The 11,521-nt window shown below is 62.1% G+C and carries 8 protein-coding genes; 5 read left to right on the forward strand and 3 right to left on the reverse strand.

The window, feature by feature from the left end:
* From ACTFPK_RS05410 to ACTFPK_RS05430, 5 genes are all read left to right on the forward strand, one after another.
* Window positions 1-3,105 (forward strand): choice-of-anchor M domain-containing protein (locus ACTFPK_RS05410; protein ID WP_439911285.1); only part of this gene is annotated, 3,105 nt, incomplete at its 5' end.
* A 134-nt stretch (window positions 3,106-3,239) separates the two neighbouring features.
* Window positions 3,240-4,022, forward strand: coding sequence for a carboxymuconolactone decarboxylase family protein (locus ACTFPK_RS05415; RefSeq protein WP_439911286.1), 783 nt, complete (start codon window positions 3,240-3,242; stop codon window positions 4,020-4,022).
* Between the two features lie 204 nt (window positions 4,023-4,226).
* Complete coding sequence (locus tag ACTFPK_RS05420; protein ID WP_439911287.1) at window positions 4,227-4,988, forward strand: ABC transporter ATP-binding protein; 762 nt, start codon at window positions 4,227-4,229, stop codon at window positions 4,986-4,988.
* Complete coding sequence (locus ACTFPK_RS05425) at window positions 4,985-6,202, forward strand: DUF7224 domain-containing protein (RefSeq protein WP_439911289.1); 1,218 nt, start codon at window positions 4,985-4,987, stop codon at window positions 6,200-6,202. The genes ACTFPK_RS05420 and ACTFPK_RS05425 overlap by 4 nt, the downstream gene beginning before the upstream one ends.
* Window positions 6,203-6,206: 4 nt before the next feature.
* Entirely contained in the window at window positions 6,207-6,803 is a 597-nt protein-coding gene (locus ACTFPK_RS05430; protein WP_439911290.1) for a hypothetical protein, read from the forward strand.
* Between the two features lie 872 nt (window positions 6,804-7,675).
* Here ACTFPK_RS05430 and nrdF read toward each other — a convergent pair.
* From nrdF to ACTFPK_RS05445, 3 genes are all read right to left on the reverse strand, one after another.
* Entirely contained in the window at window positions 7,676-8,716 is a 1,041-nt protein-coding gene (gene nrdF / locus ACTFPK_RS05435; protein WP_439911291.1) for a class 1b ribonucleoside-diphosphate reductase subunit beta, read from the reverse strand.
* Window positions 8,717-8,918: 202 nt separating this feature from the next.
* Complete coding sequence (locus ACTFPK_RS05440; protein ID WP_431832217.1) at window positions 8,919-9,473, reverse strand: NADPH-dependent FMN reductase; 555 nt, start codon at window positions 9,471-9,473, stop codon at window positions 8,919-8,921.
* A 93-nt stretch (window positions 9,474-9,566) separates the two neighbouring features.
* On the reverse strand, window positions 9,567-11,396 hold the full coding sequence (locus tag ACTFPK_RS05445; RefSeq protein WP_439911294.1) for a choice-of-anchor M domain-containing protein: 1,830 nt from the start codon (window positions 11,394-11,396) through the stop codon (window positions 9,567-9,569).
* Window positions 11,397-11,521 lie beyond the last annotated feature (125 nt).

Genomic DNA, 11,521 nt, shown 5'->3' on the forward strand with positions numbered 1-11,521 from the left:
ATGGCACGACGCTTCCTCGCGGCCCTGGCCGCCGCCGCACTCACCGCCGGAATTGCCCCGGCAGCCGCGGCCGCCCCGGATGACGGAAAGATTGTCACGACGACGGCGCACGTGGACGCCCCCAAGGTTTTTTGGGAAAACGGTACGTTCGTGCTGAAAAACGAAGCCTATGACGAGCTGTATCCGCTGGAAAAGACCGTCAACTGGGTGGGGCGCGGCTACGCGCGCAGCGGCTCGAATAAGGGCGGGCAGCAGTATATTTTCCTCCCCCCGGATAACGAAGCTTACGGACACCTGCGCAACGTGGCCGAACGCTGGTATTCCGCGCCGGGTATGCCCAGCGGCCCCTTCCCCATCTGGGCCGGCTTCGGCGCGGACGCAGCCATTCCCGTGGAGCAATTCCGCAACGGCACCTTCGCACTCGAGCTGACCAAGTTCGACGGTCCGGGGCGCATGGAAGCCTTTATGACCAATATGGACCTCTACCTCCCGCTTTTCTCGAGCCACGAGCCGGGGCGGCGGGTGTCTTACCTGGTACCGGGCAGCCATACCCATAACGAAACTGCTTTCACCAAGCCGGGGCGCTACACCCTGACCTATCGCGCCATCGCGCGCGGAGTGGACGGCAATATCATCGCCTCGCAGGAGATTCCTTTTGTGTGGCAGGTGGGTGGCACCCGCCCGGCCAAGGAGGCGGGCCCCGATCTGGCCACCGCTTTCAACGCTGCCCCCACCGGGGATACCTCCGGCTACCGTTTCTCCCTCGCCCCCTACGCGGGGCGCGAGCACGACGGCGATGATCAGCTCACCGAGCTGCGTTTCGATGCCGGTTCGGAAACGGTGCAGGGGAAGGTGCAGTTCTTCCTGGACGGCTACTTCCTGGCGGAAGTCCCGGTAGAGAGGGGGAAGGCGCGCTGGGCGGAGATGATCGGTTCGGGTGCCTCGAATTTCCAGGCTGTTTTTGTGCCGACGGCGGGAGGTGGAACTCCTGGCGGGGATACCGGCACCGCCTCCGCTACCCGCGCCGCCGCAGCTAACATCGCCACTGGCGCGCGCTGGGTTTCCGCCACGGTTTCCTACACTTTCGGGGCCGCAGAGGCCGCCACCGCGGAGAGTGCCGCGCAGCTGCCCGAGCCCCATTCGCAGGATCCGGCGCCGGCTTTTGTGAGCGGAGAGTATACGCCGTCGTCGTACGACTACACGGTCCGCACGGAAAAGACGGCCACCGGAAACGTAACCACCTCGGTTGCTTTCGCGGACCCGAAGGTGCGCGCGCATGTGCACGGCGGCTACTACGCAAAAGCGGAGGATAAGTACCCGGATTGCGAAGTGAATATGGTGACGGATTCGCGCGGCGTGGCGAGCGTGACCCAGGGGGATGCGTGGTGCGAGGGTTACCATCTCAAGCTCAGCATCGAGCCGCATCCGGACGTGAATATGAGCGCGGCAGCCGATGTGCATTTCGGCACGATGAACCTGAGCGGCCCGCAAAGCTATTCCGGGCGGCTCGCCGCGGCTCCCGCAATTGGTACCGGCACCCAGCCGGCTCCCGGGCCGCAGCCCGATCCAGCACCGGGGCCGCAACCGGAGCCCGGCCCGGCCCCTGCGCCGAACCCCGGGCCGAATCCGCCCGCACCGGCACCCACGCCTTCGGTGTCCCCTAGTGCTCCCGCACCGGCGCCCACGCCGAATCCCGCCCCGTCGCGCACCATCTTGCGGCGTGGCCACGTGGATCTGCAGGCAGTGGCGGGCCAGGCCGGCCAGAATGGCCCGGGAATTACCCTCAAGGACGATACTCTTGAGCACGCGACCACCTCGGTGCAGCGTGATGTGAGTACCGTGGCGCTGGCGGTTCCCGATTCGGCCAAGTCCCCGCGGGCAAAGGGCGCGGCTTTCAATTTCCTCGGCGCGGAGGGCACCCGGCTCTACCAGCTGCCTCAGAACTGGGACCGTTCGCATATTTGGCCCGGGTGGTCCACGGAGAGCTACCGCAAGCCCACGCGTTTCCACGTGGAGCCGGAGTCGATTCCCGCCGGCGCGCAGTATCACGCCTACGCGCTGAGCGGTTTCGGGAACGTGGACCGGCTTTTCGATACCGAACGCACCGCCCTTGACCTGCCCGATCCCACACACCAGCACGCCGGCTGGGCTTTCACGCAGCCGGGCGTCTACGTAGTGCGGGTGTGGTACGACGACGACGCCGCTTCCGCGGCGGAGCGCGGCACCGCGACGCCGGTGGCGGATCCCGGAGCTCGGGCCAAGCGCCTGGTGTTCCTGGTTGGAGATGAGACCATCTCCGGCTACGAGCAGGGCACCGTGAGCATCCCCGGTGATCCCACCGCTCCCGAACCGGGCGGTGCGGATAACCCCTCCACAGATCCGACCCCGGGTGGGAATCCCAATCCGGGTGGGAATCCCGGTGGCGCGCCGAATCCTGGCGGAAACCCCGGAGGTAACCCTGGCGGCAACCCAGGCGACACCGTCAATCCGGGTGGTGGGCCCACGCCGGGCACCACTCCCGCACCGCAGCCGTCCTCCGCACCCAAAACTCCAGGAGGTACTACCACGCCAAAACCGAATCCACAGCCGGGTATACCCGGCATGGGAAATAATTCCGGAACCAAGCCGCAAACACCGGCCGGGCCGCCCGCCCCCGCTCCGCTTCCGGAGAATCCCGGAGCGAAAGTACCGCCGCCGCATGGAGACGCACCGTTAAACCCGGGCGGTGGAGCCACCCTCACGGGCAACCGGGCTGGTGGCGCACCGCAAGCAGGCGGAGGCGGAGCACCGCGCCCCCTCTCCCCCGCTCCGGCGAAGGCTGGCGGGCCGGCGGCCGGAAAGCCCGCCGCGCCCTCAGCTTCTCCTTCCGCGAGCGCCACGCCTAACGCCGGCGCGCCGTCCGGTTCCGCCTTTGTGGGCATGCCGAATGGCGCGGTAGGTCCGGGCGGCGGCTCCGGGGCTGCTGGCGCGAATGCCGACGCTTCGGCAAGCGGCTGGGATCGGAGCATTAAGCTGAGCACCCTGGCGAAGATCATGGGCGTTATTGCTTTGTGTGCCCTGTGCCTGGGCGGCGGCGTCGCCCTGGAACGCCACCGGCGCAAGTAGCACGCCTACGCACGGACCGGGCCATCACACCACCCCTCCTACACCCCGGCGCACCCGCAAGCGGCCGCGCCGGGGTGTAGGCTGATTTTGGCTGGGCAACGGTGTCGGCCATAGACGTAAGGAGATGATCTCGAATGAGCGAGAAAATTACCCAAACCGCGGGCCGTACCCAGCTGGGAGATTTCGCCCCACTTTTTGCCGAGCTTAATGACGATGTTCTTTTCGGGCAGGTGTGGAATCAGCCCGCCTTGTCTCTCAAAACGAAATGCGTGGTCACGGTGGTGGCGCTGATGTCCTCCGGCATCACGGATTCTTCGCTGCGCTATCACCTGGAGAACGCGAAGAATCACGGGGTGACCCGGGAAGAAATCGCCGCCATTGTCACGCACGCGGCCATGTACGTGGGCTGGCCGAAGGCGTGGGCGGTTTTCAATCTAGCTAAAGACGTCTGGAGTGGCGATGCTGAAGCTGCCGGCGCGGATGCGCTGAGCGCCAAGGAGCGTCACGCACGCGAATGCCTCTTCCCGATTGGCGCACCCAATGACGGTTTCGCCCAGTATTTCATCGGCCAGAGCTACCTCGCGCCGGTTTCCACCAGCCAAGCCCCCATGTACAACGTGACTTTCGAGCCGGGGTGCCGCAATAACTGGCATATTCACCACGCCTCGAGCGGTGGCGGTCAGATCCTTATCTGCATGGCCGGGCGCGGCTACCACCAGGCATGGGGCCAGCCGTTGGAAGAAATGCTACCCGGGGATGTTATTAATGTGCCGGCGGGTACGAAGCATTGGCACGGGGCCGCGCCCGATAGCTGGTTCTCCCACCTCGCTGTGGTAGTTCCCGGCACGGATACCTCCAACGAGTGGCTTGAGCCGGTGAGCGATGCGGAGTATGCGCGGCTGGCTACGCGTAATTAAAGCTGCACACCGGACCGCAAGTAGAGGAACGCAGATTAGATCCACACTCCCGTTCAGCCTGATCAAAACCATGTAGCAGGGCTTTCCCCTAAAGAAGTTTAGATCGGAAATAAATAATCACCCTAGGCTATTGCATGTAATCTAGGTCACGTTATAGACTTAGCGAGTACACGAAAGTTCAATAGCTGCGGCGGAAGGGGGGCCATGCTTACCACTCGGAAGCTAACCCAGGGGTACTCCGCGTCGAATCCCGTCTTTAGCGGACTTGACGCGGAGTTTCCCTCCGGGGTCACTGCTTTATTGGGACCAAACGGTGCCGGAAAAACCACTTTATTGCGTACCTTAGCGGGGCAGTTACGGCCACACGAGGGCAGCGTTTATATTTCCGGGAAACCCCTCCAGAAAGCCAGCTGGCGCGAATTGGGGCGAAGCATCGGTTACCTGCCGCAAAAAATCACATTCGATCCCAGGCTCACTGTTGCGGAATTCGCTTCGTATATCGGCTGGGTGCGTGGCGTGGCGCGCTCAAATATTGATACCTCGGTGCGCACAAACCTCCGTGATTTCGATATTGAAGAACTCGCCAATAAGAAAATGGGAAGTCTATCCGGTGGGCAATTGCAACGAGCCGGATTGGCCGCCGCCAAAGTGGGCGACCCGCAGATATTACTTCTTGATGAACCAACGGCCGGCTTGGATCCGGTGCAGCGCGTAACATTTCGAAAACTCCTCGGCGCGCACCTGGCGGATACCGTCATCATCTCCACCCATCTCATTGAGGACATTGTTCGTGTAGCCGAAACTGTTCTGGTCTTCGACCAGGGCACTATCCGTTTTTCGGGAACGGTGGCGGAACTGGAAAGCCTTGGTAGCCACGCTGGCACTGATACGCGAGATATGAGCCTGGCGGAGGCGGGCTTTATGGCGGTATTGGCCGGAGAAACTCCACAGGGGAGCACGTCATGATTTTCTGGCCCTACCTCAAACGTCACCCCCATCTCATCAGCGCGCTCCTCACCCTGATAGTCGGAGCGATAGCGTTATGGCTCCTACGTGATTCCTGGTTGGGCTATACGAGTGCCACGGCAAATTACGCTCTCTGTGGTTTTATTTTCGGGATGCCGATGGTTTCTGCGATGCAGGCAATTCACTCCGAACGAATCCGTGCAGTAGATCTTCCCACGTGGGTGCCGTATTCCCCGCGTCGCGTGCTCATGCAGAACGTCAGCGCGCTGATGCCGGGACTCGTCACCATCCTCTTCACGGGAGCGGTGCTCAGTGGCGCCGCCCTAGGGATAACTACCATGACACGCGAGGAGCTCGCGCCGGTCAATATTCATCCGATCATCGGGTACCTATGCCTCGGATTCCTGGGGGTACTTATTGGCCATATGCTCGGGCGAATAGATACATCTAGCGCCGTACTCGCAGTGGGAAGCTTCGGGGTAATGCTGGGCATTGCCATGTTCACCACACAATATACGGTGCTAGAACCCTATATGGAGGTATCACTCCCCCAGCTCTACGCCCTTATTGCAGTGACAGCACTGGCCTTCATCCCCGCGCTTTTCCTTCCCCGGCGTTCCGGCTGGCATAAAAAGCAAAGTGTGGGCAGCTTGATATTTGTCTTTATTGCTGTTGCTACCCTCATCGCCGCCAGCACACTCTTCCCGGAGCCGAGCCAGCGCCGCGGCGCCGGCCAGGTATGCACCACGTCTCAACCTTTCCTGTGCGTATGGAAAGAACACGAACCCGCTTTGAGAACATTCACGAATATCAGCGACCGCATCCTGCCACTTATCCCCGAAGGGATGCCAGTCTTGGATACCTTCGAAGAATTCGCCCTCAACGGTAATCATGATGGCGCGCTAACCTTGAACTTTTCGAGCGCGGATATGGATGACGAAAGCATGCTCGTCACGGCGCTGGTATATCCCCTCACGAATCCGAGCTACGTTGAACGTTCGAATACCGATGCTGGCAAAGTTGCACGTGGAGATTTTACCGTGTGGCTCATGATGCGAGGCGCCCCGAATAAAACAGATAGTTCCTTTATTGCCGACGGTCATGATTCCGCGACAGTGGAACGCGCGCGAGCAATCACTGCGCTACCAGAGGCGGAACAGCGCGCCTGGGCTCAGGCGACGTATGCAGCATCTGTTGCTGATTTAGAGAGGTAGCACGATGCCCTCACACCCGTGGCTCATCTACCTTCGCGCTCACCGGGCTTTGAAGACATTCGGTATCACCCTCGCCGCACTCATCGCTATCTATTTACTCGGGGAAGACCACACCTTCCATTCGTGGGTCTCAGGTGGGACAACGCCGCTCGGCCGTATGCTCACCTTCTGCATACCCTTGGCCCTCCTCAGTATCATCGCCCCGCGTGAGGAAAAGGACTACTACGGCAAAGCTCCGGCGGGTATGTTGCTGACGGTAGGGTGCGGAATCGCCAGCGCTACTGCGGCATTAACCGGAGTTCTCGTGCTGCTTACTCACGACTCTGCCGGGCTCAGCCTACTCCGCCTTCACGTTGCGTGGCTGGCACTTGGAATCGTGAGTGCCTACTTCTTCGGCGCACGCCTCATGTGGGCGCTTCCCCTGGTGCTGGTGTTCCTGAGCGCAGCTTTTGCGCCTGATCGTGAGAGCACCTGGAATCTGGTGCAATCGCGGAGCAATAGCCCCTCGCTGTGGCTTATCGCTGCCGGCATGTGTGTAGCGGCAGGATTATGCGCGGCACTGTACTGCCGAGGCATCCGGCCGCGATACCTCAAGCGGTAGGCGGATGCCCGACCGCTTCGAAAGCACATCAGCTTTAACGAGGTGTGGGTGCGTACCGCGGGCTATAGGACAAAATGTGTTGGTTACGGTTTAGTAGGTTGGGTTCCATTTAGTCCCGTTGTGTAGATCGGTCCATTTAGTAGGGATATGTATGGTTTGGGTGGATGGTGACGCGCACGTGAATGGTGTGAGGGCAGCGGTGGTGTGCACCCCCCCCCCCCCCCGCAATTCAACTGACTCGGTCAGCGAAATCGCCTAAACAGTTTCTGAGCCTAACACAAGAAGCCATATTCAATTATTCAGTACGTAACCTTATATAAACCCCAGCGGAACAAGCCCTCCCCCGCGGGAATAACTAGCTTTTTATCAATCCGTTTCAAAGGTATTCACCAAGTGTTAACCCGCGGTGGCGCGCGGTTTTTAGTACCCCAGCCCCACTCCATTTACGTAGGCAGCACCGCCGCACGACGCCTTTTCAACATGCACAACGCAGCCCAACCCCGCCTCCCAGCGGCCTGAATAATAATACTTTCCGCTAGGGGCGATAGCGTCCAGATAACCCCCACCCCGCCCAGGCAGTACTAAAGTCCCGTGAAACAGGGGCGAAAACACGGGCGTGCCGGTGGCCGCAAACCCGCGTAGCGCCGCACCGTCGCGCGTGCATGCTTATTCAGAACCACGGCGCCTACCTGCGACTTCAGTCGAGAAAATGTACCCAATATCTCCTTCATGTCGCTTGTCGGGGCGGCCGCCCACGCGCAACATCCACACCGGAGGCCACCCCAACAGTCACATCCTCACTCCGGGACTTTAGGGCCGCGGCGCCCGGCGGTTGCGTCCCGCAGTCCCGCGGCCCCGCGCCCAGCACCCCTTTAGAACTCCCAGTCCTCGTCGGTGGTATCTTCCGACTCCCCAATAATGTAGGACGACCCGGAACCGGAGAAGAAATCGTGGTTTTCATCCGCGGCCGGGGAGAGCGCGGTAAGAATCTCCGGGCTTACCCGCGTTTCTTCCCCGCTGAAGCGCGCCGGATAGCCCAGGTTCATAAGCGCCTTGTTGGCGTTGTAGCGGACGAAAATTGCGACGTCGTCCATAAGGTCCACCGGCTCGTACAGCTCACCCGAATAGTCGAGTTCCATCCGGTAGAGCTTCTCGAGCAGCTCGAAGGTGAATTCCTTCATCTCCGCGCGCCGCGCCTCGCTGCATTCCTCCAGGCCACGCTGGTATTTGTAACCGGAGTAGTAGCCGTGCACCGCCTTATCGCGCAGGATGAGGCGAATAAGATCCGCGGTATTCATGAGCTTGCCGCGGCAGGACAGGTAGAGGGGCAGGAAGAATCCGGCGTACAGCAGCAGCGAGGAGAGCAGGGTGGAGGAAACCTTGCGCTTGAGCGGGTCGTCGCCCACATAGTGTTCCAGCACCGCCCGGGCCCGTTGCTGGAGCAGCGGGTTATCCACCGCCCACGTGTAAGCCTCCTCAATCTGGGCGCTCGAGGCCAGGGTGGAGAAAATTGAGGAATACGAGCGCGCGTGCACGGCCTGCATGAAGGCGATATTGGCGTACACGGCCTGTTCGTGTTCGGTATGCGCGTCCTGAATCTGGCTAATTTCACCAATACTCGCCTGTACGGTATCCAGCAGCGTCAGCCCGGTAAAGACGCGCATAACGAGGGTCTGTTCCACGTCGTTCATCCGCTGCCAGGAAGGCAGGTCATTGGAGAGCGGCACCTTTTCCGGCAGCCAGAAATTCGCGGTGAGCCGGCGCCACACCTCCAAGTCCTTTTCCTCCGGGACGTAATTCCAGTTGATCGGCCGGAAGGGCCCCTCGGGATGCTGGATGTACTGCGGCGGCATGAAAGAACGCAGGGTGTAATGCCGTCCATCGGGTGCGCTCATGACTTCTCCAATTTTCATCAAAACACTAGATATTGTGGTCACCTAAATTTCGACCACTAGATATAGTGTCGCATTGCGAGCGTCTAGGACTTAAGGCTCGCCGTAGTGGTGTATGTCATAACGACGACGCCGCTCCTTCCCCACCGGCACCCGGCCACACAAAACACCCCCGAGCCGGCGGAGAGCCAACTCGGGGGTGCACTTTGGTGATTCGCGAGATTTACCTCTTCTCGACGAGAGCCACGAAGCGGTCAATGTACCCGCGCACAAAGTCCGCGGTATCGGCCTTCAGCTTGCCGGACTCATCGAAGAGCTCCGGGGAGCGCCCCAGGAATACTTCGGGCTGCCCGGGCATGGGCATATCGAAGTAGGAGAGGGCAAGGCGCAGATTCTTCTGCGAGCTGTAGCCGCCCATGCGCCCCACCGAATGGCTGATAATGCCGGCCGGCTTATTCTTCCAAGCCACATCACTATTGGGCTTGGAGCCGATATCTACGGCATTCTTCAGGCAGGCCGGCACGGTGCGATTATTTTCCGGCGTGACGAAGAGGATGCCATCGCTAGCCTTAATGGTTTCCCGGAAGCGGGTATAGCTTTCGGGCAAGGGTACGTCCGTCACAGCGGCGTCGTCGTAATCGAAGTTGTAGAGCGGTAGGTGACCGATCTCCACAATCTCCACCTCGTAGCCCTCGGGGAAATAGCCGGCCACTTCGCTCGCGATTTTGCGGGCGTAGGATCCGCGCCGCAAACTACCCACCAGAATTGAAATCTTCATAAGTATCCCGCGCTTTCCGCTCGTATCTTGACTGGGTGTTCCGCGCCCGGCCGCCGCCAGCGGCACCGACGCGGACGCTGCCCCTATCATAGGCTAGGCCCGTTTGCGGGTGTAGAGCACCACTCCGCCCACGCAGAGCAGCGCCAGGGTGACCGAGAGCGGGTCGATAACTTCGGAACCGGAATGGGCGAGGTTATTCCCGAGCTTTTTACCTTCGCGTTCCAGCTGGGCGATTTGCTCGGGGGATAGCTCGCACGGCTGACCGTCCGCGGTGCGGCCTTCCCACACCGTTTCGGTCCCACCGCCGCTGGAACCGAACCACTGCTGGCCCACCAGCTGCCCGAAGGTACCCGATTCGAATACGGCCATCTTGCCGGGCCCGGACACGCTGGTCACGCTCAGGGTGAGTTCACCGGTGGTGGCCTCCCGGAAACTGGGATGCTGGGTATTCGCACCCAGCCACGGCACCCCGGAAACCTGGCTGGAGGAAATCATGTAGATGCGCTCGCCGGCGCCGGCCACGAAATCTATGCCGGCCGGGGCGGTGGTGGCCGCGGCCTCCCCCAGCCCGAAGCTCAGGGAAGCCGGATCGAGCCACTGCCCGGAATTATCGTCCTTGACGGCGGCGCGCAGCTGCCCGCCGTCTACCACGGCACCCAGGTCGTAATGGCCGCTATTGGCGGTGCCACTTCCCCCCACATTGAAAGTGAGGCTTGTGGTGGTGGATAGGCGGGTGCCGTCCTTCGCGGTGGCGTTCAGAGCCAGGCCCACCGTGTAGGTGCCCGGCTGGGTGAAGACCCAATTGGGGTGCACGTGGGTATTGGCCGGGATCGTATACGAACCACTGGCACCCCCGCTCGCGGCGCGCTCCACCGGGGTGGGGATGCAGATCGGCGCGGCGGGCGCTTGGCCAGCGGGCGCGGCCGGTCCGGGCGCTTGGGGAGCTTGACCGGCTGGCCCTTGACCGGCTGGAGCCTGCGTGGTGCCGCCTGGCGCCTCGGTACCCGGCGCACCGTTCGCACCGTTCGCACCGCCGGTTCCGGCCGTCGGGGTGCCGCTCGGAGCCGGGCCGGTACTTCCATCGCCCGCGCCCGGGGTGGATCCACTGCCCGGGGCGGCGGAGTCTCCCGGCGTACCCGCGGCGCCGTCGTTCCCATGACCGGAGCCGCTACCAGAATCGTTACCGGAACCGCCGTGCTCGCCACCGCGAGCGGCCGCAATCGCGGCGTCGCCCACCGCCCAGGTATAGGTGCGGGCGGGCGCGGTCAGGGTGCCGCCGGGGGTGTCCACTTCGGCGCGGACCGTCATGCGATAGGTGCCGGGCGCGGAGAAGAGCCAGTTGGCGTGCTGGTGCGCCGGTTCGGGCTGGGTAATAACGCTGCCTTGCCCCATCTGGAAATTCGGAGCGCCGGAGGCGTCGCGCAAGATCGGGTTGAGGGTGGCGAGATTCGTTTCCCATAGGAACACTTTTCCGGGGCCGTCGAGCTGTTCCACCACGAACCGCACCGCGGTGCCGCCCAGCTGGCGCGCCGCCCCGGAATCCCAGCCGGGCCAGACAATTCCGGCCTGCTGCACCTGGTCAAGTAGAAAGCCGGGTGTACCCAGCTGCGGAACCGCTGCCGATCTGGTAGTAAAAGCTTTTTCCGCCACGCCGATCACGGTTTCTTCTGGCGCGCGCTCCACTCCGGTTCCGGTGGCGTCTTCTTTGAGGTTGAGGGAAATGCTGCCGTCCGCCCCCGCGGCGATATTGAAGAGATCCATATGCCCGGAGGTGAGGACGGTGGGTTGAGCCGCCTGCGCGGGCGATGCCGGGGGCGTGTCCGGGGCGGCCTGCGCGGCAGGAAGGAATGCTCCCCACCCGGCCAGCAGCGCCGCCATTGCGCCCGCCAGCCCCGCCGCAGCACGCCGTGTGAGTGCTGTCATGACTTTCCTTTCCTTGCGGTACTTGCGCCCCCTAGCCTATTTGATAACAATAATGATTATCAATAAGGGTGTGATGTGGTAGTCGCTCGCGCGGCTTACCGCACACCGAAACGGAAAGAGAAAGA

The organism is Actinotignum sp. UMB0459, from assembly GCF_051905915.1.
Lineage (GTDB): Bacteria > Actinomycetota > Actinomycetes > Actinomycetales > Actinomycetaceae > Actinotignum > Actinotignum sanguinis.

Coding starts and splice junctions, on each gene's coding strand:
- ACTFPK_RS05445 (WP_439911294.1), bottom strand. CDS start 11,396: ATGACAGCACTCACACGGCGTGCTGCGGCGGGGCTGGCGGGCGCAATG.
- ACTFPK_RS05440 (WP_431832217.1), bottom strand. CDS start 9,473: ATGAAGATTTCAATTCTGGTGGGTAGTTTGCGGCGCGGATCCTACGCC.
- ACTFPK_RS05425 (WP_439911289.1), top strand. CDS start 4,985: ATGATTTTCTGGCCCTACCTCAAACGTCACCCCCATCTCATCAGCGCG.
- nrdF (WP_439911291.1), bottom strand. CDS start 8,716: ATGAAAATTGGAGAAGTCATGAGCGCACCCGATGGACGGCATTACACC.
- ACTFPK_RS05415 (WP_439911286.1), top strand. CDS start 3,240: ATGAGCGAGAAAATTACCCAAACCGCGGGCCGTACCCAGCTGGGAGAT.
- ACTFPK_RS05430 (WP_439911290.1), top strand. CDS start 6,207: ATGCCCTCACACCCGTGGCTCATCTACCTTCGCGCTCACCGGGCTTTG.
- ACTFPK_RS05420 (WP_439911287.1), top strand. CDS start 4,227: ATGCTTACCACTCGGAAGCTAACCCAGGGGTACTCCGCGTCGAATCCC.